Here is a 24705-nt window from a genome sequence, read left to right on the forward strand (position 1 = left end):
AATGCTCTTTTGAAAGCAAATTTTAAAAACTCAAATAATTTCTTATATTGATTTTGTCTAAATTAAAGACAAAGATACTATATAAAAAGCTTTTTCCATAATTGATAACATTTTTATAACTAATCATCAAATAGAAAAAAGTTATTTGTAATGCCTAATCGAATTTGAATTACTTAACTTTGAATTCTATCAAAATTTACAAAATACATGAAATTATATCCTATAGAAACTGGAAATTTTAAATTAGACGGTGGTGCTATGTTTGGGGTGGTGCCAAAAACGATTTGGAACAAAACAAATCCAGCCGATGAAAACAACTTAATTGATATTGCCGCACGATGTTTACTGATTGAAGACGGCAATAAATTGATTTTGATTGATACTGGAATGGGTAACAAACAATCAGAGAAATTTTTTGGATATTATTTGCTTTGGGGAAGCCATTCAATGGATAAATCTTTAGCTAAATATGGGTTTCATCGTGATGATGTGACAGATGTATTTATGACCCATTTGCATTTTGATCATTGTGGTGGAAGTGTACAATGGAACAAAGATAAAACTGGATATGAACCTGCTTTTAAGAATGCTAAATTCTGGAGTAACGAAAATCATTGGGAATGGGCAACAAAACCTAATGTTCGCGAGAAAGCATCTTTCTTATCTGAGAACATTTTGCCCATGCAAAAAAGCGGTCAATTACACTTTATAAATAGGCCTGAAGGCGATTACTTGGCGCAATCAGAGCTGGGCTTTGGCATTTTCTTTGCTGATGGCCATACCGAAAAACAAATGTTGCCACAGATCCAATATAAGGATAAAACGATTGTTTTTTGTGCCGACTTATTAGCTACAGCAGGACATATTCCTGTTCCTTATGTAATGGGTTACGATACTAGACCCTTGCTAACCATGCCCGAAAAGGAAAAATTCTTGAATGCCGCTGCCGAAAACAACCACTATTTATTCTTAGAACACGATGCGCATAATGAAATTATAACGGTGCAAAAAACGGAAAAAGGCGTGCGAATGAAAGAGCGATTTACCTGCGATGAAATCTTAACATAGTGTTAAGAATCGTTAGATTTGTAACAAAATAAATTATTTTAGACAAATATTTCAACAACTTAATATAAATTAAATGAATACTATTAAACCTATTTACATCTCTGCATTTGCTCTTTTAGTTCTTGCAGGATGTGGTACTACCAAAGAAGTTATAAATACTACTGGGTTAAGTGCTATAACTGCTCCTTTAAATGTGAAGAAAAAGGCGCCACTAAAGGAAAATGAATTAAAGCGTTGGAGTCATCTTGATATTGTGAAAGATACTATTCCAGGAATGAGCGTTGATAGAGCTTATGCTGAATTATTGAAGGATAAAAAAGGAGTTCCAGTAATCGTAGGAATTGTAGATTCAGGTGTCGATATTGAGCACGAAGATTTGAAATCAGTATTATGGACAAACATCAAAGAGATTCCTGGAAACGGAATTGATGATGATAAAAACGGATATATTGATGACGTTCATGGTTGGAATTTTCTTGGAGATATTACTAAAGAAAATTTAGAATATGAGAGAATTATCAAAGATAAAACTTTAGCTGATGATGCTACTTATCAAGCGGCAAAAGTTTTAAATGATAAAAAAATTGCTGAGGCTGTGGCGGGAAAATCACGTTTAGAAGAAATGCTTGTATCTATCAAAGATGCCGATGCAGTTCTAGTAAAACATTTTGGTAAGCCCGAATATAATATGGAAGATGTAAAAGCGATTACGTCTAAAGATGCTGCTATTGAAAAAAGTAAAATGGTTATGCAAAGAATGCTATCTTTTGGAATGCCTATCGCAGGTTTAAAAGAGGCTATTGAAAAAGATCTTACTGATTTTAAAGCTTTAACTAATGGAGAAAATCTTAAAATGGACTACCGTAAAGTTGTAGGTGATAATCCTAATGACATTACTGATACTAAATACGGGAACAACAATGTAATTGGGCCAGAAAAGAAGGAAGCGCTACACGGAACTCACGTTGCAGGAATTGTTGCTCAATCGAGAAATAATAATTTAGGTGGCGATGGTGTTGCTAATAATGTTCAAATCCTTACCGTTCGTGCCGTACCAGATGGGGATGAGTATGATAAAGATATTGCACTTGGAATACGTTACGCAGTAGATAATGGGGCAAAAGTAATTAACGGAAGTTTTGGAAAAGCTTTTTCTCCCCACAAACAATGGGTTTATGATGCGATTAAGTATGCAGAATCTAAAGATGTATTGTTCGTTCATGCAGCTGGAAATGATGCAAAAGACATCGACTTTGCTGATAACTATCCAACTGATGCAGATGATAAAAAAATAGAATATGCTGATAATGTCATCACTATTGGAGCGCTGAATTATGAATATGGAGATAAAGTAGTAGCACGTTTTTCAAATATTGGAAAGTTAAATGTTGATGTATTTGCGCCAGGAGTTCAAATTTATGCTACTACGCCAAATGATTCATATCAATTTTTACAAGGAACCTCAATGGCTGCGCCTAATGTTGCTGGAGTAGCTGCTTTGATTCGTTCTTATTATCCTAAACTTTCTGCTAAGCAAGTAAAGTATATCTTAATGGATTCAGGAGTAGCAATTACTACTAATGTTATCGTTGGTGGGAAAGCAAGTGACACTCGTCCTTTTTCAACTTTATCTAAATCTGGAAAAATAGTAAATGCGTACAACGCTTTGTTGATGGCAGAAAAGATGTCTAAAAAATAATATTTTAAATATTCACTAAATGGAAGGGCAATTTGTCCTTCCATTTTTATTTTATATTAATATGAAAAAAATACTTTTACTCACAGTTCTTACTTTAAGTTTTGGAAATCTAGTGGCACAAAACAAAGGATATTGGCAACAACATGTTGATTACAAAATGGACGTGACCATGGATGTAAAGAACTACCAATACAAAGGAAAACAAGAATTGGTTTATACCAATAATTCTCAGGATACGCTAAGAAAAGTGTACTATCACCTTTTTAACAATGCTTTTCAGCCGGGAAGCGAGATGGATGCTCGAATTCAAACTATCAAAGATCCAGATGGTAGAATGGTTAACAAAATAAAAGTAGATGGTAAGGACGGTAAAGAGAGCCGAATCAAAACTTTGAAACCGAATGAAATTGGTTATTTGAAAATTTCGAATTTTAAACAAGACGGAATAGTTGCTTCTACTAAGGAAGTAGGTACTATACTTGAAGTTACGTTAGGTAAGCCAATTTTACCCAATTCAAAAACTACTTTTAGTTTAGATTTTGATGGCCAGGTTCCAATTCAGATTAGACGTTCAGGACGAAATAATGCAGAAGGTGTTGCATTGTCAATGTCGCAATGGTATCCTAAAATGGCCGAATTTGATTTTGAAGGGTGGCATGCTGATCCGTACATCGCTAGAGAATTTCATGGTGTTTGGGGGAATTTTGATGTGAATATTACCATTGACAAAGAATACGTTTTAGGCGGAACAGGTTATTTGCAAAACAAAAATGAAATTGGTCACGGATATCAGGATTCAGGTGTTGTTGTAACAATTCCTAAGAAAACTAAAACCTTGACTTGGCATTTTAATGCACCTATGGTTCATGATTTTACTTGGGCAGCTGATAAAGAGTACATTCATGATGTAGTTAAAGGGCCTAATAATGTTGATTTGCATTTCTTATACAAGAACAATCCAAAATACATTCAAAACTGGAAAAACCTACAACCTAAAACGGTTGAGTTAATGAATATTTACAATAATATAGTTGGGGATTATCCATACAAACAATATTCTGTGATTCAAGGTGGCGATGGTGGTATGGAATACGCTATGTGTACTTTGATTTTAGGTCAAGGCACTTTTGAAGGACTATTGGGTGTAACTGCTCATGAATTGGCTCATTCTTGGTTCCAACATGTATTGGCTTCAAACGAATCTAAACATGGATGGATGGACGAAGGTTTTACTTCCTTTATTGAAGATTATGCTTTAAATCAAATGAGTGATAAAAAAGTCGAAAATCCTTTTGCAGGAGCTTACAAAGGATACTATTCGATGGTTAGTTCAGGGAAAGAGTTGCCTCAAGCTACACATGCAGATCGCTTTGATGAGAATAGAGTGTACAGCATTACATCATATAGTAAAGGAGAAATTTTCCTTGCGCAATTGATCTATTTAATAGGAAAGGATAACTTAATGCAAACATTAAAGAAATATTATAGTGATTTTAAATTCAAACATCCTACACCAAATGATATCAAAAGATCAGCAGAAAGAGTTTCTGGAGCAAATCTGGATTGGTATTTAACGGATTGGACAAAAACGACTAATACTATTGATTATGGTATTAAAGATGTAAAAGAAAACGCCAATCAAACAACAGTAACTTTAGAAAGAATAGGTAGAATGCCAATGCCAATAGATCTTTTAGTTGAGTACACAGATGGAACAATGGAAAGTTTTTACATTCCGTTGCGTATGATGAATTTCGAAAAAGAAAATCCAACTCCCGCGATTAAGAGAACAGTTTTAGCTGATTGGGCTTGGGCATTTCCTACAACAGAATTTACGATTGCTAAGCCAAAAAGTACGATTAAGAAAATTACGATTGACCCAAGTGGTTTAATGGCTGATGTGAAACAAGATAATAATGTTTACAAGCAATAAATTTCTAGAATTTACTTATGAAAATTACCTACAATGAAGCTGAAAAATGTGTAGAGATTAAAGATGGATTAAAAAATCATTTTTTGTTAATGAAAGCGCTTATGATATTGAACTTAGCCAATTCAATTTTAAATCTATCTGACGTAAGGATGGATAATTTCAGGTTTATTAATTTGGTTTGGGCAATTTTAGGTGCTATTTCAATACTTGTATTGTACAATTTTATTATAAAAAAAACTGCTGCTGAAAAATTGCCAATTGATCAAATAAAAGGATTGAATGAGCGATCTTTTATGGGCAGAAAGAAATATTTTATAGAACTGAAAAATGGAAAAAGAAGAGACTTGTTAGAAGTTAAATCAGAATCAGAATTTAAGGAGTTGAAAAGAATGTTCATCAAAATTGGAATACAACTTTAAATGTTAAAGGGTGCAAATATTTATTTACACCCTTTTTTTATTCGTTAGAAATACTAAAATTATCTTCTAAATTTAAAATAATCGGAAAGTGGATGTTTCTTATTTTTCAGCATTTCAGAGACTAACTCCATTCCAATTACGGAGAATGTAATTCCATTTCCGCCAAAACCTAAAACAAAGTAGGTGCTTTTAAAATCTGGATGTTCTCCAATATAAGGCAATCCATCCTTGGTCTCGCCAAATGTTCCTGCCCAAACAAAATCCATGCGAAAGTCATAATTTGGTAAATTTTTATTCAAGTACTTCGTCAATTTTGTTGCCTTATCAGTAAGTAATGAATCTCTTTTATTTGCATCTACAAATTCTTCGTCCTCACCGCCAATCAGCAATCTGTTGTCGTCAGTAGTTCGCATATAAATGTAGGGCTCTGCAGTATTCCAAAAAAGAGTATTATTAAGATGAGATTGGTCATCTTCAAATCTCTCACCGACCATTGCATACGTAGATAAAAGCTTAACAAAATCATCTTTAATAATTTCGGTACTTTCAAAACCATTGCAATAAATTAGTTTATTGGCTTTAATTATAGTACCATGTTCTGTTAAAACATGAACTCCAGTTTTTAAATAAGTTACTTTTTTGATATCTGTTTTATCAAATATCTTTAATCCTTTTTTATGATTATAAGCTAGAATATCATGAGCTAATTTAAACCCATCAATGCTTCCTCCTTGTTCAGAAAGGATACCGCCAAATGAATTTTTAATTTGAAATTGACTATCAATCTCATCCGCTTCAAGCCATTTAACCGGCATTCCAATATTTTTTCGTGCCTCAAATTCTTTTTTTAATCCAGCAACATCTTTTTTGAAAGCGGCAAAATAGAGTGATTCTTTTTTATTAAAACCACAATCGGATTTTATGTGTTTAACAATTCGCTCTAAGGTATCAATAGATTTATAACACGCCCAATAACTTTCTTCAGCAGCTTTTTTGCCAATTTGATCCTTAAGTTGATATAACGGAATGTCAATTTCATATTGAAGCATTGATGTCGTAGCCGATGTACTACCATGCCCAATTTCTCTCCGATCTATTAATGTAGTTTTATAGCCGTCTTTTATACATTGATGGGCAATGAGGCTCCCTGTAATTCCACCACCTACAATTAAAATTTCAGTTTCTAATTCTTCTCGCAAGGAAGGGTAGGAATTGATTATTCCATTTTTCACTAACCAAAAAGGTTCACTAGATTTTAGTTTCATACAGCTTCTTTTTTATCAAATTTAGCAAAAAAAATATCCTTTTTGATAAATTACATCATGATAGAATAAGAAATAGAATTAAAAAAAATGAGCTTATAAAAATTAGATTTTCGACTAATTTTTATAAGCTCAACTACAAAAATAGTATAAATATTATTTTTTATCTGCACTAAGGTTTTCTAACATATCCGCTGTCATGGTTCCCAAATCAAATTTGTGTTTCCAGTTCCAGTCTTTTCTAGCCTCAGCATCATCAATACTGGCAGGCCAGCTATCCGCAATTTTTTGACGGAAATCTGGTTCGTACGTAATGGTAAACTCAGGAATGTGTTTCTTGATTTCTGCAGCAATTTCTGTTGGCGTAAAGCTCATTGCAGCTAAATTATAAGAAGAACGGATTTTTATTTCTTCCACTGGCGCTTGCATGATTTGAATCGTTGCAGCGATGGCATCGTCCATATACATCATTGGCATTTTAGTTTCCGAGGATAAAAAACATTCGTATGTTTTATCTGAAAGTGCTTTGTGGAAAATATCCACCGCATAATCAGTAGTTCCACCACCTGGAGGAGATGACCAGCTAATTAAGCCAGGATAACGAATGCTTCGCACATCGACACCAAAAATGTTATGGTAATATTCACACCATCTTTCACCCGCTTGCTTACTGATTCCGTATACAGTTGAAGGTTCCATAACGGTATATTGCGGTGTATTTTCTTTTGGAGTTGTAGGTCCAAAAACGGCGATACTAGACGGCCAGAATATTTTTTTTATTTTTCCGGCTTTCGCCAAATTCAGAACGTGAAATAAAGAGTTCATGTTCAAATCCCAAGCAAAAGCAGGGTTTTTTTCTGCTGTAGCAGAAAGTAATGCTGCCATCAAATAAATTTCATCAATTTGATGCACTTCTACAAGATGTTCAATTTGATTGAAATCCAAAGCATTTATTACTTCGAAAGGACCTGAATTAACTACATCAGTATTCAGTTTTCTAATGTCAGAAGCAATTACGTTTTCGGTTCCATATATCTCACGTAATTTATGGGTAAGTTCTGTCCCAATTTGTCCGCAAGCGCCGATAATCAATATTTTAGTACTCATTTTGTCTATTTTGAATTACAAATATACTATTTTCGTTAATAACATGATACTGATTAAAAAATCGATAAATACATTTAAAAATTAATAATAACGAGGTTCTGACTCTTAATTTTTCTTTTTTTAATCATTAAAAAAGCTTCATGGATATTAGATTGTTATTCCTATACTTGAATTCGTATTTATAAATTTACTTTGTAACTTTGTACTTTAATTAAAATCACAATGATATACAAAATAGTGGTATTCGTTTCCATGTTTTTTATTTTGGCTTCTTGCCAAGATAATGACCAAAAACGTACTGCAGAAAATAAGAAAGAGTTAGAGAAAAGAGAAGTCATATTTAAAAACATACAAAAAGGATGGGTTTTTTATGACTCACCGCTCACAGAAGCTTCAGAAAACACTAGGGTTTCCTGGAACGAATGGCGTTTATTTTTAGAAGAATTAGCACAAAAACCAAAAAGAAACATAGGTGCTTTTCAACAAAAATCGAAAGCAATTACTAAAAAAGCTTTAGCCTTAAACGATAATATTCCTTCTGATTATAGTATTCCGCCAATTAAGAGTAGAATTTCAGCTTTGATTGCTAAAGTTCAAATGCTAGATTTATACATCAACCTAGATGTTGTTCCTGACAAAAAAGTAACAAAGTTAGTTGCAGAAATCAATTTAGAACTGGTTTCCCTACAAAGACAAATGGAAAAAACGGTTGATAAAAGTAAAATTCCAGTTGAAGAAGGAGAATCTGATTTGTTGAAAATGATGGATGCTACACGAGCTATTCCTAATGTATTAATTGACGAAAATAAACCTAGAGTTGAGTAAAAAAGTTTTATACAATACCTACGATAATTCTCCAAAAACAGAGCAAATTGCCGCTCGGTTATTAGAAAATAATCAAGTGAAAATGCATCTTTCGGGATTAATGGGATCGGCGCTTTCATTTGTAATTCGGTCAGTCTTCAAAAAATCTGAACTTCCTTTTTTAGTTGTTTTAAATAATAAAGAGGAGGCTGCTTACTATTTGAACGATTTAGAACAAATGATTGGCGATCAAGATGTGCTGTTTTATCCGGGTTCATTTCGTCGTCCTTACCAAATTGAAGAAACAGATAATGCTAATGTTTTGCTTCGCGCTGAAGTGTTAAATCGAATCAATTCCAGAAAAAAACCAGCAATTATTGTTACCTATCCCGAAGCGCTTTTTGAAAAAGTGGTAACTCGAAAAGAATTGGATAAAAACACTTTGAAAGTAGCTGTTGGTGATAAAATTTCTATCGATTTTATCAATGAAGTTTTGTTTGAATATGAATTCAAAAGAGTTGACTTTATCACAGAACCTGGTGAATTCTCCGTTCGTGGAGGAATAGTTGATGTGTTTTCTTTTTCGAATGATAATCCATACCGAATCGAGTTTTTTGGCGATGAGGTAGAAAGTATTCGGAGTTTTGATGTTGCAACGCAGTTATCCATTGAAATACAAAAAAAGATTACAATAATTCCTAATGTTGAAAATAAAGTTTTTCAGGAAAACAGAGAGAGTTTCTTAGATTATATTTCTGAAAAAACAGTTATTTTTATTCAAAACACCGAAGATTTTTTATCGCAATTAGATAAACAATTTGGAAAAGCAGAAGAAGCTTTTGCTAAATTATCCCAAGAAATAAAACGTTCAACACCAGAGCAATTGTTTTTAAATCAAGCTTCTTTTATTAAAAGAGCTTTGGATTTCTCTATTGTTGAGGTGGGTTCAAAACCTATTTTTAGAACCACTAAAAAATTCGAATACCACATTCATCCTCAACCGTCGTTCAACAAACAATTTGATTTGTTGTTGAATAATTTAAGTGAAAATCATTTTAATAGCTATAAGAATTATTTATTTTGTTCCAATGAAGCGCAGGCGAAACGATTTCACGATATTTTTGAAACTTTAGACGAAGCCAATTCTGAAAATATCAGAAAGCAATACAATACTATTGTTTTGCCTTTGTACCAAGGTTTCATTGATGAAGAAAACCAAATTACGTGCTATACAGACCATCAAATTTTTGAGCGCTACCATAAATTCAACATTAAAAGCGGTTATTCAAAAAAACAAAATATCACTTTAAAAGAACTCACGACTTTATCTGTGGGTGATTATGTTACTCATATTGACCACGGAATAGGACGTTTTGGTGGATTACAAAAAATACAAGTTGAAGGTAAAACACAAGAAGCCATTAAGCTCGTTTATGCTGATAATGATATTGTGTATGTGAGTATTCATTCGCTACACAAAATTTCGAAATACAACGGAAAAGACGGAGCGCCACCTAAGATTTACAAATTGGGTTCGAATGCTTGGAAGATTTTAAAGCAAAAAACCAAGGCTCGTGTAAAGCATGTTGCATTCAATTTGATTCAGTTGTATGCTAAAAGACGCTTGGATAAAGGTTTTCAATTTGCTCCAGACAGTTATTTACAAAACGAATTAGAAAGTTCGTTTATTTATGAAGACACACCAGATCAGACCAAATCAACGCAAGAGGTAAAAGCGGATATGGAAAGTGATCGCCCAATGGACCGTTTGGTTTGTGGTGATGTAGGATTTGGAAAAACCGAAGTTGCTATTCGCGCTGCTTTTAAGGCAGTTGATAATAGTAAACAAGTTGCGATTTTAGTACCAACAACTATTTTGGCGTACCAGCATTATAGAACTTTCAGCGAAAGGTTGAAAGACATGCCGGTTTCAATTGGTTACTTAAACCGATTTAGAACTGCGAAACAAAAAGCAGAAACTTTAAAAGATTTAGCCGATGGAAAACTGGATATCGTAATTGGAACACACCAATTAGTAAACAAAAATGTAGTCTTCAAAGATTTAGGTTTGTTGATTGTCGATGAGGAACAGAAATTTGGTGTTAATGTAAAAGATAAACTCAAAACTATTGCTGCAAATGTTGATACGCTGACGTTGACTGCAACACCAATTCCTAGAACCTTACAGTTTTCATTGATGGCAGCGCGTGACTTATCCGTAATTACAACGCCACCGCCCAATAGATATCCTATCGAAACGAATGTGGTCGGTTTTAGCGAAGAGTTGATTCGGGATGCAATTTCTTATGAAATTCAGCGTAACGGTCAGGTTTTCTTTATCAATAACAGAATCGAAAACATTAAAGAAGTAGCCGGAATGATTCAACGTTTGGTACCTAATGCCCGAGTGGGAATAGGCCATGGTCAAATGGATGGAAAAAAACTGGAAGAGTTAATGTTGGCTTTTATGAATGGCGAATTTGATGTTTTAGTCGCTACCACAATCATTGAAAGTGGATTGGACGTTCCTAATGCAAACACGATTTTTATTAATAATGCCAATAATTTTGGATTATCAGATTTGCATCAAATGCGAGGTAGAGTAGGACGTAGCAATAAGAAAGCATTTTGTTATTTTATCTGTCCGCCGTATTCAGCGATGACTGATGATGCTAGGAAGAGAATTCAAGCTTTAGAACAATTTAGTGAATTGGGAAGTGGTTTTAATATTGCTATGAAAGATCTTGAGATTCGTGGTGCAGGAGATTTGTTAGGTGGGGAACAAAGTGGTTTCATCAATGAAATTGGTTTTGATACCTATCAAAAAATCCTCAATGAAGCCATTGATGAATTAAAGGAAAATGAATTCAAGGACTTATATCCGGAGGAAAATGATATTGAAACTAAAGAGTATGTAAAAGACTTGCAAATCGATACGGATTTCGAGTTGTTGTTCTCTGACGAATATATCAATAATGTTTCGGAGCGATTGAGTTTATACAATGAATTGGGTACAGTGAAAAACGAAGAGGAATTGATTGTTTTCCAAAATAAATTGATTGACCGTTTTGGGCCTATGCCGCCACGAGCGAAAGCTTTGATGAATAGTATCCGCATAAAATGGATTGCAACTAGATTAGGTATCGAGAAATTGGTGATGAAAAAAGGAAAAATGATTGGCTATTTTGTGTCAGACCAACAATCCGATTATTACCAATCGAAGCGATTTACTAATATGCTGCAATTTGTTCAAAAGAATAGTGCGATCTGTAAAATAAAAGAAAAAGAAACGCCAGCTGGATTGCGATTGCTATTGACTTTTGAAAATGTGAAGAATACAAGAACGGCTTTAGAATATATGGAAATGCTGGGAGGGAAGTAATTTAAATAACAAAGCTTCCAGCCTTCTGAAGGCTGGAAGCTTTGTTATTTATAATTTTTTAATTCTTCAAATCTTTAATCACTTTAAAAGCAACATCTACTTGCTCTTCACTTACTAAAATTGTAAACTCATTCGAAGTTGAAATTACTTCGTTGATAATAATTCCTTCCCAGGCCAAACGTTGGAAAATGAAATAGTAAATCCCGGGAACGACAATGTTTTCTTTCGGTAATTTTACAGTTATGGAAGCAAGATTATCTAGTTTTTGAATCAATTTTTCATTGGCAAAATGCTTATCTACCAAATGGTTAATACTGTTACTTACTACAATGTTAGTTTCGTTTACTCCTCTAGATGAGGTATAAAAAATATCAGGAAAAGAGTTGATATCAGTAATTAGATCAGCTTGTTTGTTTAAAACAGTGTCAGATGCTGCGAAGGTATAATCAGTCAAAGCAGAACGAACGGTGATTTCTCCAATGTTTTTGATGACTTTATTGATTTTATGATTTAGTCTGAAATCTAGTTCTTCTGTTAGTCTTTTTAAAGCCATTACAATAGCACCTTGTTTCACTTCCTTGCCAAATTCACTTTCTAATTCAGTCATTATATTTCGGGATAATGAAGTCAAATTAATTATGCCTAATGATAATGCATTTAACAAAAAGGGCTTTGTTTTAATGTAGTTTTCTACAATGGAAGATACCGTTTTCATAAATAAATATTTTTGATTATATAGATGTGTGTTTTTAATGTGTAAGCAAGATGCAAATGTATATAAAAAAACAATTTGTTACAAATATAACATCTATAAAAAGCAACTAAAAATGATAGAAAGCGTCGATAAGATGCTCAATTACAAAAGATTTCCCTTCTTTATGAATAGCAATTATATCAAAGCGCACTTCTATATCTAAATTCCTTTCGTTTACGAAAGCATCAACCGCTTTAATAAGCAGCTGAATTTTTTTTGGTTTTACAAAATCCTGGGGTAAGCCAAAATCTAACGAAGACCTAGTTTTGACTTCAATTATTGCTAGAATATCTCCCTTTTTAGCTATAATATCAATCTCTGCTTTTTGAAAAGTCCAATTGGCCTCTAAAATAGTATAGCCTTCTTTCTGAAGAAATTCGACTGCCATTTCTTCACCTAGTTTTCCAAGTTCATTGTGTTCAGCCATTTCATTTAGGTTTGCAATATTTAGTTTTTTGATATCTAGTCTCCCGCTCCTTTGGGTAGGCTCAAGGGTAGGATTCTTATTCGAAAACTACAGTACTCAACTTGTCATTTACGTCAATGCTAACTTTATTCCCTAAAATTAAGGCTCTATTGTCCTGAATATGCCCTGCTGGAAAATTATACATAACAGGTATATTGTATTTTTTGGTAACATCTTGAATGATTTCAATAGCGTTTTTCCCCCAAGGAATATCGTTGTCTTTCATTTTAGTCATAGATCCTACTAAAATTCCTCTGATACTTTCCAAACAACCATTTCGTTTCAAATTCATCATCATGCGATCGATATGATATAAATATTCATCTAAATCTTCTATAAATAAGATTTTATCAGTACAATCAATAGCTGATGGTGAACCAAATAAGCTGTATAAAATAGATAAATTCCCTCCTACTAATTCTCCAGAAGCTTTACCCGGTCTGTTCATTGCGAAAGGTTCGACTTCGTATTTTAACTTTTCTCCAAATAAGGCAATTCGCAGTGTTTCTATCGCTTGAGGAGTTGCTCTCGCTACAGTTACAGGCATGATTCCGTGTATGGATTTGAAACCCATCGTGTTCAAATGATTGTGTAATGCGGTAACATCACTAAAACCAACTAGCCATTTTGGGTGCTTCTTAAATTTAGTGAAATCTAATAAATCAATTATTCTTACTGTACCGTAACCTCCTTTTACACACCAAATCATTTTTATATTTGGATTGTCCATTTGTTGCTGAAAATCAGCTGCACGTTGTTCATCGGTTCCTGCTAATTGATTATTATCTAAGCCAATTGTAGTACCAATAACTACGTTAAGTCCCCAGCTTTTTAATAAATCAATAGCAGGTTTCAAGTTGTCATCTAGATTTTTTCTGGCTGTTGCCAAAATAGCTACAGTATCTCCTTTTTGTAATTTTGGTGGTGTTATCATTTGGATTTGGGCTTGACTATTGAAAGATTGTAAAATTAATATAATGAATAAGAATTGATATAAAAGTGGAATACGAATGTGAAAAAAGAATCGGTTATGATGCATGTTTTATAGTTTTTCTTTAAAAAATAGAATAATGAAGTCATTAGCTGACAAAAACAAAGATAGACAATTCCAAAATAATTTTAAGTTGCAATTCCAAATGACTATTTTTACAAGTAACAGAGTCGAAAGGGTATCAAATTAATGATTAGAAAAAATTGAACTTATGAAAATATCGCACGTGATTCCTTTTCTTTTTATATGTTTTTCAATTGTTAATGTCGCTGCACAACCTAAGAAATACGTCATTCATACTGTGGCATTTTATAATTTTGAAAACCTTTTTGACACTATTGATGATCCAGCTACATATGATGAAGAGTGGACTCCAACAGGTTTGCAGCGATGGACAATATATAAATACCAAAAGAAATTAAGTAATCTTGCTCGAGTTTTAGTAGAAATTGGTTCAGCTGAAAATTCGGATTCTCCCACATTTATTGGCGGTTGCGAAATTGAGAACAGAGGCGTTCTCGAGGATTTAGTAAAACAACCCAAGTTAATCGAGAAAGATTACGGAATTATTCATTTTGATTCTCCAGACAAAAGAGGAATCGATGTAGCGTTGCTTTATCAAAAAAAGAAATTTCAACCCACAAGTTATACCAGTATCCCTTTGTATATATACAAGAAGAATGCAATTTTAAGAGAGAATACTAATCTGGAGGAAAAAACCGATGATGATTTACAAATAAGTCCTAAAAATTATCGAGTTTATACACGGGATCAGCTGTTAGTTACTGGATTTCTGGATGGAGAAGAAATCAGTATCATTGTCAATCACTGGCCTTCTCGTTCTGGTGGCGAAAAAAAATCAAGCCCGTTTAGGGAAGCTGCGGGAGCATTAAATCGAAAAATAATCGATTCACTACAGCGCATAAATCCAAATGCAAAAGTGATTACGATGGGCGATTTAAATGATGGCCCGTATAACAAAAGTGTCAAAATAGCTCTGGGTGCTAAAGCCAAGAAATTAGAAGTACCCCAATTTGGTATTTATAATCCGTTTGAAGAAATGGCTAAAAACGGAATGGGAACTATTGCTTATCGCGATGCTTGGGATATTTTTGATCAAATAATGGTTTCTGAGAGCTTAATTCAAACCGATTATTCTAGTTTTCGATATTGGAAAGCAGGAATTTTTAACAAACCATTTTTGATACAAAATAGCGGACAATACAAAGGATATCCTTTGCGACATTCGACCACCGAAATTGGATTTAGTGATCATTTTCCCGTTTATATTTATTTGATCAAAGAAAAAAAATAGTATTTATTATTTCATAACTTTACGTTTAAAACAAAAAAAATGGCAATAGCGAAACCTTTCAATCTCAATAAATGGATCAATGAAAACCGTGATCTACTTAAACCGCCTGTTGGAAATAAAAATTTATATACCGATTCAGGAGATTATATAGTGATGGTAGTTGCGGGTCCAAATGCTCGTAAAGATTATCATTATAACGAAACCGAAGAGTTATTTTACCAATTGGAAGGATCTATTAAAGTAATAATTCAAGATAATGGAGAACGCAAAGAAATGGAACTTAACGAAGGAGATATGTATTTGCATCCAGCCAAAACGCCACATTCACCAGTCCGTTCCGAAGGTTCAATAGGACTAGTAATCGAGCGCAAAAGAGCGGGTCAGGGTTATACAGATGGATTGTTATGGTTTTGTGATAATTGCAATCATAAGTTACACGAAGTTTATTTTGAATTGCACGATATTGAAAAAGATTTTCTACCGCACTTCAGACATTTTTACGGCTCCGAAAAGTTACGTACTTGTACAAAATGCGGCACTGTAATGCAAGCTGATCCTAAATTTGTTTAATATCGTTTGAAATTCTAATTCTTGTTTAGGAGCTATTCCTGCTATCTGCTTTATCTTTTATCTCTAAAGAACGAGATAAAAGGATGCCGCTGCTATCAGGGCTAAAAACGAATCCGTTGCGAAAGGCATTTTTCTTATCGGAATACAAAATCAATGCTTTAAATCACCTTTATAGTATTGGAAAAATTCAAAAGAAAGTATTTTGAATTTCCTCAGTTAAATGAGCAAAAATAAAAACAATACTGATTATTATTTCACGTTAAATCGGTATGTTTGTATAAAAATATAACAATTTTTAATAAAAAAGTTACAATGATAACAATAGCAGATCAATTCGGAATCAAAGAAGCCCTTAAGCAATTAGGGATTGAAGCCATAAATGAAGGAACATCTACCGGTGAATCTAATTTTGCCAACGGAAAAATCATCGAAAGTTATTCACCAGCAGATGGCGCTTTGATTGGAAAAGTAAAAACATCTTCAAAAGAGGATTATGAAAAAGCAATGCAAAAAGCATCAGAAGCATTCTTAGAATGGCGTATGGTTCCAGCTCCAAAAAGAGGGGATATCGTTCGTCAAATGGGAGATGAATTAAGAAAATTTAAAGAACCTTTAGGGAAACTAGTTTCGTATGAAATGGGAAAAAGCCTTCAAGAAGGATATGGTGAAGTACAGGAAATGATTGATATCTGTGATTTTGCGGTAGGATTATCCCGTCAGCTTTACGGGTTGACCATGCACTCTGAACGACCTTTGCACAGAATGTATGAGCAATACCATCCAATAGGAACTGTCGGAATAATTTCAGCGTTCAACTTTCCGGTGGCAGTTTGGAGTTGGAACGCAATGATTGCTTGGGTTTGTGGTGACGTTGCGATTTGGAAACCAAGTTCAAAAGTACCATTGTGTGGAGTGGCTTGTCAAAATATAATCAAAACAGTTTTAAAAAGAAATAATGTGCCAGAAGGAGTTAGCTGTTTAGTTACAGGAAACGAATCAGGTGATTTAATCAATAATGACAAGAGAATTTCTTTAGTTTCTTTTACAGGATCTACAAGAATTGGTCGTCACGTATCTAAAACTGTTGCGGAACGTTTTGGAAACACCATTCTTGAACTAGGAGGTAACAATGCAATTATTGTTTCTGAGCATGCTGATATTAGTATGGTATTAGTTGGAGCTGTTTTTGGAGCTGTAGGAACTGCAGGGCAACGTTGTACATCAACAAGACGTTTAATCATTCACGAAAGTGTGTATGACAAAACCATTAGTGTTTTGAAAAATGCTTACGGTCAGCTGCAAATAGGAAATCCATTAGACGAAAACAATCACGTTGGGCCACTTATTGATAAAGGTGCGGTTAAAGATTATTTAGATGCTATTGAAGCAGCTAAAAAAGAAGGTGGAAAAATCATCGTGGAAGGCGGATTAGTTGAAGGTGCAGGTTACGAAAGTGGTTGTTATGTAAAACCATGTATCATTGAAGCTGCCAATCATTTTGACATTGTGCAAACAGAAACTTTTGCTCCTATTTTATATGTAATGAAATACAGCACGATTGAAGAAGCAATTGCGATGCAAAACGGAGTTCCACAAGGGCTTTCTTCTTCTATTTTTACAAATAGCATGAGAGAAATGGAATTATTCCTTTCTCAATCAGGTTCTGATTGCGGAATTGCCAATGTGAACATTGGAACTTCTGGAGCAGAAATTGGTGGTGCTTTTGGTGGAGAAAAAGAAACTGGTGGTGGTCGTGAGTCGGGTTCTGATGCTTGGAAAGCGTATATGAGAAGACAAACGAATACGATTAATTATGGTACTCAATTGCCATTGGCACAAGGAATAAAATTTGATTTGTAGAACCAAAATAGAATAAACCAAAAAAGGCAATTTGAAAATTTCAAATTGCCTTTTTTTATAAAGTATTTTGTAAAATCAGTTACAAATTGAAAGATGCGCCAATGTTAAATACAAATTGGTTGTTTAATCTATCAAAACCAACTGGATCTGTTTTGTAGCTAGCTATAGGAATTCCCGCTTCAGAGAATATTCCAAAACCTTCTGTGAAGAAATAACGGAATCCTAAATGGGCACCAAAATTTCTTAAACCTAAATCTAATCCTGGGTAAATATCCATTTTTGGATCTAATTTGAAAACATTTCCTAAATTGGCGTTAAAGCGACCTTTAATATCTATTCTATCTCCAAAATCAGGTTTTACACCTAAATCGTCTTTAGAAACTGATAGTAAATAAGAAGTTACAAATCCAAAAGACATGTTTTCTCCAAGACCAAAATCAGACGAAACTCTAATTCCCGATCCTCCGTTTTGAATGTTTGCTCCAATATCAAATTTTACGTCACCATCTCCTTTGAAAGCTTGAGCGTTTATAAATCCGATAGTTAATAGTAATGCTAATGTAATAGTCTTTTTCATGCTCTTTATTTTTAAAATTGTGGCAAAAATAGTGCATTAAATTTAATTACGCCCTTTCTCGTCAAAATATAACTGATTCAAAGGTTCACTTTGCCAGAATTCCTTAGTGTCAACGTCCATTATAGTCAAAGGTCCTTTGAACGCTGCGCCAGTATCAACATTCCAAATATTTGCCTTTTGAACAGGAGTTGTTTGTCCTATTCTTGTAACAGGCGTGTGACCAATATAAACTTCATTGTAAAGTGTAAAACGCTTTGGATAAAAAGGATGGTCAGTTTTCATATTTACATCTAGTGACAGAGCCGTTTCCCATAAGGTTCTATCCCAATAAAAAAGTCCCGGAAAATATTCAAAATCTACTCCATTCATATTGGTAAAACCAGCATGAACAAAAAGACGATGCTCGTCATCAAGATGATAATTTTGAAGAGATTTAAGGAATTCGATATGCTTTTTCTTAGTTTCTAAACTTACAGATTGGTAAGCCGTAACGGTTGCTTCACCACCGTGCTGGTACCATAATGCATTATCTTTATTTTCATCCATCCATTCGAGCAATAAATCATCGTGATTGCCGCGAATACAGATACAGTTTTGTTCTTTTTGTAAATTGATAAGAAAATCAATAACTTGAGGAGATTGGCTCCAACCATCGACATAATCTCCCAGAAAGATAAGGGTGTCATTTTTAGTGACTTTGGCTCTTTCCATAATTTGGTGCAGCGCTCGCAAACCACCATGGATATCGCCTATAACAAGTGTTCTCATTTATTATTTGTTCTTGATAGTATCAAATAGCGAAAAAAAAGTATGCTATTTTTCAATTTATAAAATTAAGTAAAAGTGCTGTGAAGTTCACTTATTTTATCTTGTTTTTTTTAATTTTTTGAAACATTTACTTTTTAAATCAGACAGTTTTATTATGATTCAATGTGATTTCACCTCATAAATTGCTTAAACCGCAAAATGTCACTAATTTAGGTGATTGTTTTTATGTCTTTTTTAAACTAGATTTACAGCAATTACAATTAAATCTTTCGCAATAATGTGCTCACTTCCTTACTTGACTTTACTAATAGCTAAAATGATTTATACATTTTTAAAGGAAATTTTGAATTTATTTTAAGCAGTAAGTAATCCTATATTATAACTTTATACAGTAAATTTTACTGTGCATCATATTTCATTTTTCTTAAAATTCGTAAAGCTTCCTTAAACGATAAATAAACAGAAACAAATGGTTTTAAAAGTGTTTTTGCGCTAATCAGTTTTTGTTTGGCATCTTCAAATCCATTTAGATAACAAATCATAAAAGTGGAAGGTAAATTCTCTAAATCTTTTTGCTCTCTAGTACTTAATACAATTCCTTTTTCTAATTTTTTCAACAGCGAAATATTCGAATTATAAATGTGAAACAACATTTTTTTATTGAATTTTGGAGGCTGAAAAAGCATCTCATTATCAATTTTGTAATAACCATTGTCTTGAAAATGTATTGTTTTTTTCTCTAATGGATAATAACTTGTTTTATCGTTTAATCCTAGCGGAACATATTCAATAATGGTAAATGTATCATCGTCAAAAGTAATTTCCACGACATCTTGAGCGGAATAAAATAACTTAATTTGTTCATTTATCAGTTCAATATCCACGCGAGATAAATAGGTTCTGTCGCGAGATTTCTTAGGAATTCCTGCCCAGCAAATCACAAATAATTCTTTGAAAACTCTATATTTAGGAGACATGTCCTTATGTCGGAAATTCAGAAAATCAATCACGCCATCAAGAGTGTCTTCAATGCTATTTCTAGAATTATTTTCAATCGCTAGCACCGTTTCTGCATTCAGGTAGTTTTTTTCGATTTTCCCTAGTACAGGCATGGTGTTGCTTCCTTGTCGAATGTAAATACTGTTAATTGGAATAGTATAAATCCCTTTTTTAAAATGCGAAGTTTCGCTTTTAGGATTTATAGTTACCAATCCAATAACTTTGTCCTTGGGTAAATTAGGGAAAGGAATGTTTTCGTACTGTATGTTTGGTGGATTTTCTAAATAAGCATTCACTAAATTCTGAATCCGACTATCATCAAAGAAATCATCTCCTACAATCGTATTGTCTTGATCCTCGACACCTACAATTATATAGGAATTGTTAGTTGGATTTGAGTTTGATAGGGCGCAAATGTGTTTTAAAAATTTGGCTTTTCCTTCCTGTGAATGCAAATTCAACTGCCGCTTTTTATCAAAAAAACTGCTCTCGTCATTATGAGCGAGTAGATTTTTAATAAGAATACGTTTGTTGATCATTGAATTGATTCTTTTTATTACTAAAGTTTTATGTTTTTAGTCTTAGAAATAAAGTATCACGGATTAGCAGATTTTCTTCACTTTATAATTTGCGAATCCGCGGTTTACTTTGATAATTACTGTCCTTTATTAATAATCGTTGCCGATGCTTGAGCGGTAGGAAGTACCAATAGGTCGGCAATATTTACATGATACGGTCTAGAAACCACAAAATGAATAATATCAGCAATATCTTCCGCACGTAACGGCTCAAAACCTTTGTAAACATTAGCTGCTTTTTCAGAATCTCCCTTAAAGCGAACTTCACTAAATTCTGTTTCCACCGCTCCTGGATGAATGGCGCCCACGCGAATTCCGTATGGATTCAAGTCCATACGCATGGCTTGATTTAGTGCATCAACTGCATGTTTAGAGGCACAATACACATTTCCGTTTGGATACACTTCTTTTCCTGCAATAGAACCAATGTTGATAATATGTCCTGATTTTAACTCAATCATTCTCGGAATTACAGCTTTCGAAACATATAAAAGACCTTTTATATTAATATCGATCATCGCGTCCCAATCGTCTAAATTTCCGTTTTGAATGGGATCTAAACCATGCGCATTTCCAGCATTATTAATCAAAACATCAATTTTAGAAAAATCTTCTGGTAAAGAATTAATGCTATCAAAAACCGCTTTTTTATCCCGTACATCAAATGATAAAGTATGTACTTCCGTATAGGCTGAAAGTTCATTTTTCAGCTCTAATAAGCGATCCTCACGGCGGCCGCAAAGGATAATTTTATAATTATTTTTGGCTAAAATTTGCGCTGTTGCTTTCCCAATTCCGCTAGTGGCGCCCGTTACTAAAGCTATTTTATTCATTTTTTTGTTTTTTTACTTCATGCTAAAACTAGCGCTTTTTTTTATTTGGGCGTGACCCTTCAAATTGCTTCGTCGTTCCTCCTCGCAACTTCGGGTCGGGCTTTCCGTTCCCGCTTTTATTTATTTGTTCTCGTCTAAAAACGAGAACAAATAAAGAAAGAGCTCCACTGCAATCCCTCACGCAAACCTCAATTAATTAACATAAATTCGTTGAAAATAAAGGTGTGAAAATTGGTGGTAAATAAAAACAAATTACGCTACATCTTCGCCCATGCTTGCTGTCCATATAGCAAACCAGTCTTCTTTGTCTAATTTTAATTCTACTGCTTTTTTCAATGACTGAATTCGAGCCACGTTAACTGTTCCCGCAATTGGGATTATTTTTGCAGGATGTTGCAAAATCCACGAAATCAAAATAGAATCAGAACCCAAATGGTATTTTTCCATTAGCGAAACTAATAGTTTCTTCAATCTTCGAGTTTGAGAATTATCTTCTCTAAACACTGATCCTAAGGGATTTCCTGAAAGTGGTTGGATATTATTCATTTCCATATAATCAAAACTACCATCTACCATTGGTTTGTAATTGGTTGCTGAAAATTGAACTTGATTGTAGCTAATTTCCGTTTTTTTACGTATCAATTCTGTTTGCGAAGCAGTGAAACTGGCAACACCAAAATCGATAATTTTCCCATCTGATTTTAGTTTCATAACGGCTTCAGCAATTTCATCAGCTTCCATCAATGGACTTGGTCTGTGTAATAAAAGCACATCTAGATAATCGGTTTGTAAATTCTTCAACGAATTCTCAGCAGAGGATATGATATATTCCTTTGAATAATCATAATGTCTAATTGTATTTTGTCGGCTTTCTGTTACTAATTGGACCCCACATTTAGAAACTAACTGCATTTTTTCTCTTGCTATTTTGCTTGCAGCAAATGCTTTTCCAAAATCAGATTCGGTCGTATAATCACCATAAGTATCTGCATGATCAAAGGTGGTTATTTTGTTTTCTAAACATACATGTATCATATGCTCCATTTCTTTGGTGCTCAGTTTTTTATCCCAAATCCCCCAATTCATCACGCCAGCAATAATAGGCGATAAGTTTGTTTTGCTCATGTTTTTTATTTTTTATTGAATGCGTAAATTCTCTGATTCAAAGTTTATTTTTCAAAGTTCTTAAAAATATAAAAATTGTATCATAATTCGTCCTTAAAATTAAGGCATATATTGAAGTTTTAACCATTTATTAACATCTTACCTCTAAAAAAAAATTCAATTTGCACCTTCAAAACAAAGACATTAAATTCAAGGTTTTAAAAATAATAAAATGGAACAAAATACGGCTACTTTAGACATCAGAGCGATCAATGAAAAAATTGAAAGAGAAAGTGCTTTTATAGACCTTCTTACTATGGAAATGAACAAAGTCATTGTGGGTCAAAAGCACATGGTGGAGCGTTTGTTAATTGGACTTTTAGGTCAAGGACATATTTTATTAGAGGGAGTTCCTGGTTTAGCAAAGACCTTAGCGATCAATACGCTTTCGCAAGCGATTCAGGGATCGTTCAGCAGAATCCAGTTTACGCCAGATTTACTTCCAGCAGATGTTGTTGGAACAATGATTTACAACATTAAATCAAATGAATTTTCGATTAAAAAAGGACCAATTTTTGCCAATTTCGTGCTTGCCGATGAAATTAACCGTGCGCCTGCTAAAGTGCAATCAGCATTATTAGAGGCGATGCAAGAAAAACAAGTAACTATTGGCGATACTACTTTCAAATTAGATCGACCATTTTTAGTTCTTGCAACTCAAAACCCAGTGGAACAAGAGGGAACGTATCAGTTGCCTGAAGCGCAAGTCGATCGTTTCATGTTGAAAACGGTTATTGACTATCCAAAAATGGAAGATGAGCGTTTAGTAATTCGCCAAAATCTAAAAGGAAGTTACGAAAAAGTAAATCCAGTAGTATCTGTAGAACAGATTTTGCGTGCGCAAGAAGCAGTTCGTGAAGTGTATATGGATGAAAAAATTGAAAAATATATTCTGGACATTGTATTTGCAACACGTTTTCCAGAGCAATATAAATTAGCTGAACTAAAACCATTGATCAGCTTTGGAGCTTCACCACGTGGAAGTATCAATTTGGCTACAGCCGCAAAATGTTACGCTTTTATCAAACGCCGTGGCTATGTAATTCCTGAAGATGTTCGTGCTGTAGTTCACGATGTATTGCGCCACAGAATTGGAATTACTTATGAAGCTGAAGCCGAAAATATTACTTCAGTAGATATCATAAACAAAATCGTAAACGAAGTAGAAGTACCCTAGGAATAGTATTCACTGCTCAGTTTTTTAGTTCCCAGTTTCTGAGAATCTAAATAGCTGAAAACTAAAATACTGAACACTGATCATTGAACACTGATCACTAAATAAAAAATGGATACAAAAGAGCTTTTAAAAAAAGTACGTAAAATAGAAATCAAAACCCGAAGATTGAGCGATCATATCTTTTCTGGGGAATATCATACTTCATTCAAAGGGCGTGGAATGACGTTTAGCGAAGTGCGCCAATACCAGTACGGGGATGATATTCGTGCGATTGATTGGAATGTTACCGCGCGTTATAATGAAGCCCATGTAAAAGTTTTTGAAGAGGAGCGTGAATTGACCATGATGTTGATGGTAGATATTTCAGGCTCTGAAAGTTTTGGTTCTAAAAACCAATTCAAAAAAGATATCGTTACTGAAATTGCTGCAACCATGGCGTTTTCGGCAACTCAAAACAATGATAAAATAGGTTTAATTTTGTTTTCAGATGTTATTGAATTGTACATTCCCCCTAAAAAAGGCAGATCACATGTGTTACGTATCATTCGAGAATTAATCGAATTCCAACCTAAAAGTCACAAAACGGATATAGCACAAGCTTTAAAATTTTTATCGGGAACTCAAAAAAAGAAAGCGATTGTATTCGTAATTTCTGATTTCATGTCGGAGGATTATGAGCATACTTTAAAGATTGCTGCTAAAAAACACGATATAACTGGAATTCGCGTGTACGATATTCGAGAAGAAAAAATGCCTGATTTAGGAATGGTTTCTATGCTTGATGCTGAAACTGGAGAAATTCAATTGGTTAACACAGGTTCGAAATCAGTTCGAATGAATTACGAAAAATTATATCATGAAAAGCTGAACTATTTTAAGGACACTTTTAGTAAATCAGGTTCGGGTGTTGTAAATACAAGAGTTGACGAAAGTTATGTGACGAAATTATTAAGCTATTTTAAATCGAGATAGAAATTTT

21 protein-coding genes are annotated in these 24705 nt (G+C 33.7%); 11 read left to right on the forward strand and 10 right to left on the reverse strand.

From position 1 onward, the window contains the following. The first annotated feature begins 207 nt into the window (after positions 1-207). From LNP27_RS04390 to LNP27_RS04405, 4 genes are all read left to right on the forward strand, one after another. The gene (locus tag LNP27_RS04390; RefSeq protein WP_229943313.1) at positions 208-1068 is read left to right on the forward strand and encodes an MBL fold metallo-hydrolase; all 861 of its coding nucleotides are present in this window, start codon (positions 208-210) and stop codon (positions 1066-1068) included. A 73-nt stretch (positions 1069-1141) separates the two neighbouring features. Beyond that, positions 1142-2767: a S8 family peptidase gene (locus tag LNP27_RS04395; RefSeq protein ID WP_229943316.1), complete on the forward strand. Its 1626-nt coding sequence runs from the start codon at positions 1142-1144 to the stop codon at positions 2765-2767. 61 nt (positions 2768-2828) lie between these two features. Next, on the forward strand, positions 2829-4700 hold the full coding sequence (locus LNP27_RS04400) for a M1 family metallopeptidase (protein WP_229943318.1): 1872 nt from the start codon (positions 2829-2831) through the stop codon (positions 4698-4700). A 17-nt stretch (positions 4701-4717) separates the two neighbouring features. Further along, positions 4718-5119, forward strand: a complete 402-nt coding sequence (locus LNP27_RS04405; RefSeq protein ID WP_229943319.1) for a hypothetical protein — start codon at positions 4718-4720, stop codon at positions 5117-5119. Positions 5120-5178: 59 nt separating this feature from the next. Here LNP27_RS04405 and LNP27_RS04410 read toward each other — a convergent pair whose 3' ends face one another. Continuing rightward, positions 5179-6384, reverse strand: coding sequence for an NAD(P)/FAD-dependent oxidoreductase (locus LNP27_RS04410; protein ID WP_229943320.1), 1206 nt, complete (start codon positions 6382-6384; stop codon positions 5179-5181). A 153-nt stretch (positions 6385-6537) separates the two neighbouring features. Continuing rightward, the gene (locus tag LNP27_RS04415) at positions 6538-7488 is read right to left on the reverse strand and encodes an L-threonine 3-dehydrogenase (protein WP_229943323.1); all 951 of its coding nucleotides are present in this window, start codon (positions 7486-7488) and stop codon (positions 6538-6540) included. Between the two features lie 222 nt (positions 7489-7710). On the opposite strand from LNP27_RS04415, the gene LNP27_RS04420 reads away from it, so the two are divergent. Next, positions 7711-8313, forward strand: a complete 603-nt coding sequence (locus LNP27_RS04420) for a hypothetical protein (RefSeq protein WP_229943324.1) — start codon at positions 7711-7713, stop codon at positions 8311-8313. Then, positions 8306-11674: a transcription-repair coupling factor gene (gene mfd, locus LNP27_RS04425; RefSeq protein ID WP_229944032.1), complete on the forward strand. Its 3369-nt coding sequence runs from the start codon at positions 8306-8308 to the stop codon at positions 11672-11674. The genes LNP27_RS04420 and mfd overlap by 8 nt, the downstream gene beginning before the upstream one ends. Positions 11675-11732: 58 nt before the next feature. Here the strand turns inward: mfd and LNP27_RS04430 are convergent, their stop codons facing one another. The 3 genes from LNP27_RS04430 to LNP27_RS04440 form a co-directional block, all read right to left on the reverse strand. Beyond that, the gene (locus LNP27_RS04430) at positions 11733-12389 is read right to left on the reverse strand and encodes an aspartate kinase (RefSeq protein WP_229943325.1); all 657 of its coding nucleotides are present in this window, start codon (positions 12387-12389) and stop codon (positions 11733-11735) included. Positions 12390-12495: 106 nt separating this feature from the next. Continuing rightward, positions 12496-12855 (reverse strand): YraN family protein, encoded by a 360-nt coding sequence (locus LNP27_RS04435; RefSeq protein ID WP_229943327.1) that lies wholly within the window; start codon positions 12853-12855, stop codon positions 12496-12498. 76 nt (positions 12856-12931) lie between these two features. Next, positions 12932-13828 carry a S66 peptidase family protein gene (locus LNP27_RS04440; RefSeq protein ID WP_229944033.1) on the reverse strand — a complete coding sequence of 299 codons (897 nt, stop codon included), beginning with the start codon at positions 13826-13828 and terminating at the stop codon, positions 12932-12934. A 268-nt stretch (positions 13829-14096) separates the two neighbouring features. On the opposite strand from LNP27_RS04440, the gene LNP27_RS04445 reads away from it, so the two are divergent. From LNP27_RS04445 to amaB, 3 genes are all read left to right on the forward strand, one after another. Beyond that, the gene (locus LNP27_RS04445; RefSeq protein WP_229943328.1) at positions 14097-15200 is read left to right on the forward strand and encodes an endonuclease/exonuclease/phosphatase family protein; all 1104 of its coding nucleotides are present in this window, start codon (positions 14097-14099) and stop codon (positions 15198-15200) included. Positions 15201-15239: 39 nt separating this feature from the next. Continuing rightward, positions 15240-15770 (forward strand): 3-hydroxyanthranilate 3,4-dioxygenase, encoded by a 531-nt coding sequence (locus tag LNP27_RS04450; RefSeq protein ID WP_229943329.1) that lies wholly within the window; start codon positions 15240-15242, stop codon positions 15768-15770. Positions 15771-16082: 312 nt separating this feature from the next. After that, on the forward strand, positions 16083-17630 hold the full coding sequence (gene amaB, locus LNP27_RS04455) for an L-piperidine-6-carboxylate dehydrogenase (RefSeq protein WP_229943330.1): 1548 nt from the start codon (positions 16083-16085) through the stop codon (positions 17628-17630). A gap of 79 nt (positions 17631-17709) precedes the next feature. Here the strand turns inward: amaB and LNP27_RS04460 are convergent, their stop codons facing one another. From LNP27_RS04460 to LNP27_RS04480, 5 genes are all read right to left on the reverse strand, one after another. Beyond that, complete coding sequence (locus LNP27_RS04460; protein WP_229943331.1) at positions 17710-18207, reverse strand: DUF6646 family protein; 498 nt, start codon at positions 18205-18207, stop codon at positions 17710-17712. 42 nt (positions 18208-18249) lie between these two features. Continuing rightward, the gene (locus tag LNP27_RS04465; RefSeq protein ID WP_229943332.1) at positions 18250-18975 is read right to left on the reverse strand and encodes a metallophosphoesterase family protein; all 726 of its coding nucleotides are present in this window, start codon (positions 18973-18975) and stop codon (positions 18250-18252) included. 398 nt (positions 18976-19373) lie between these two features. After that, entirely contained in the window at positions 19374-20513 is a 1140-nt protein-coding gene (locus tag LNP27_RS04470) for an ATP-binding protein (RefSeq protein WP_229943333.1), read from the reverse strand. 116 nt (positions 20514-20629) lie between these two features. Continuing rightward, positions 20630-21385 (reverse strand): SDR family NAD(P)-dependent oxidoreductase, encoded by a 756-nt coding sequence (locus LNP27_RS04475; protein WP_229943334.1) that lies wholly within the window; start codon positions 21383-21385, stop codon positions 20630-20632. A 252-nt stretch (positions 21386-21637) separates the two neighbouring features. Continuing rightward, positions 21638-22510 (reverse strand): aldo/keto reductase, encoded by an 873-nt coding sequence (locus LNP27_RS04480; protein WP_229943335.1) that lies wholly within the window; start codon positions 22508-22510, stop codon positions 21638-21640. 211 nt (positions 22511-22721) lie between these two features. Between LNP27_RS04480 and LNP27_RS04485 the strand changes: the two genes are divergently transcribed. Then, positions 22722-23726: an AAA family ATPase gene (locus LNP27_RS04485; protein WP_229943336.1), complete on the forward strand. Its 1005-nt coding sequence runs from the start codon at positions 22722-22724 to the stop codon at positions 23724-23726. A gap of 108 nt (positions 23727-23834) precedes the next feature. Then, positions 23835-24698 (forward strand): DUF58 domain-containing protein, encoded by an 864-nt coding sequence (locus LNP27_RS04490; RefSeq protein ID WP_229943337.1) that lies wholly within the window; start codon positions 23835-23837, stop codon positions 24696-24698. The last annotated feature ends 7 nt before the right edge of the window (positions 24699-24705 follow it).

Origin of the sequence: Flavobacterium galactosidilyticum, from assembly GCF_020911945.1 — a bacterium.
GTDB lineage: Bacteria > Bacteroidota > Bacteroidia > Flavobacteriales > Flavobacteriaceae > Flavobacterium > Flavobacterium galactosidilyticum.

What these genes read in the sequence shown, in the direction of transcription:
- LNP27_RS04390 (WP_229943313.1), top strand. Translation starts at nt 208, where the DNA reads ATGAAATTATATCCTATAGAAACTGGAAATTTTAAATTAGACGGTGGT.
- LNP27_RS04395 (WP_229943316.1), top strand. Translation starts at nt 1,142, where the DNA reads ATGAATACTATTAAACCTATTTACATCTCTGCATTTGCTCTTTTAGTT.
- LNP27_RS04400 (WP_229943318.1), top strand. Translation starts at nt 2,829, where the DNA reads ATGAAAAAAATACTTTTACTCACAGTTCTTACTTTAAGTTTTGGAAAT.
- LNP27_RS04405 (WP_229943319.1), top strand. Translation starts at nt 4,718, where the DNA reads ATGAAAATTACCTACAATGAAGCTGAAAAATGTGTAGAGATTAAAGAT.
- LNP27_RS04410 (WP_229943320.1), bottom strand. Translation starts at nt 6,384, where the DNA reads ATGAAACTAAAATCTAGTGAACCTTTTTGGTTAGTGAAAAATGGAATA.
- LNP27_RS04415 (WP_229943323.1), bottom strand. Translation starts at nt 7,488, where the DNA reads ATGAGTACTAAAATATTGATTATCGGCGCTTGCGGACAAATTGGGACA.
- LNP27_RS04420 (WP_229943324.1), top strand. Translation starts at nt 7,711, where the DNA reads ATGATATACAAAATAGTGGTATTCGTTTCCATGTTTTTTATTTTGGCT.
- LNP27_RS04430 (WP_229943325.1), bottom strand. Translation starts at nt 12,389, where the DNA reads ATGAAAACGGTATCTTCCATTGTAGAAAACTACATTAAAACAAAGCCC.
- LNP27_RS04435 (WP_229943327.1), bottom strand. Translation starts at nt 12,855, where the DNA reads ATGGCTGAACACAATGAACTTGGAAAACTAGGTGAAGAAATGGCAGTC.
- LNP27_RS04440 (WP_229944033.1), bottom strand. Translation starts at nt 13,828, where the DNA reads ATGATAACACCACCAAAATTACAAAAAGGAGATACTGTAGCTATTTTG.
- LNP27_RS04445 (WP_229943328.1), top strand. Translation starts at nt 14,097, where the DNA reads ATGAAAATATCGCACGTGATTCCTTTTCTTTTTATATGTTTTTCAATT.
- LNP27_RS04450 (WP_229943329.1), top strand. Translation starts at nt 15,240, where the DNA reads ATGGCAATAGCGAAACCTTTCAATCTCAATAAATGGATCAATGAAAAC.
- amaB (WP_229943330.1), top strand. Translation starts at nt 16,083, where the DNA reads ATGATAACAATAGCAGATCAATTCGGAATCAAAGAAGCCCTTAAGCAA.
- LNP27_RS04460 (WP_229943331.1), bottom strand. Translation starts at nt 18,207, where the DNA reads ATGAAAAAGACTATTACATTAGCATTACTATTAACTATCGGATTTATA.
- LNP27_RS04465 (WP_229943332.1), bottom strand. Translation starts at nt 18,975, where the DNA reads ATGAGAACACTTGTTATAGGCGATATCCATGGTGGTTTGCGAGCGCTG.
- LNP27_RS04470 (WP_229943333.1), bottom strand. Translation starts at nt 20,513, where the DNA reads ATGATCAACAAACGTATTCTTATTAAAAATCTACTCGCTCATAATGAC.
- LNP27_RS04475 (WP_229943334.1), bottom strand. Translation starts at nt 21,385, where the DNA reads ATGAATAAAATAGCTTTAGTAACGGGCGCCACTAGCGGAATTGGGAAA.
- LNP27_RS04480 (WP_229943335.1), bottom strand. Translation starts at nt 22,510, where the DNA reads ATGAGCAAAACAAACTTATCGCCTATTATTGCTGGCGTGATGAATTGG.
- LNP27_RS04485 (WP_229943336.1), top strand. Translation starts at nt 22,722, where the DNA reads ATGGAACAAAATACGGCTACTTTAGACATCAGAGCGATCAATGAAAAA.
- LNP27_RS04490 (WP_229943337.1), top strand. Translation starts at nt 23,835, where the DNA reads ATGGATACAAAAGAGCTTTTAAAAAAAGTACGTAAAATAGAAATCAAA.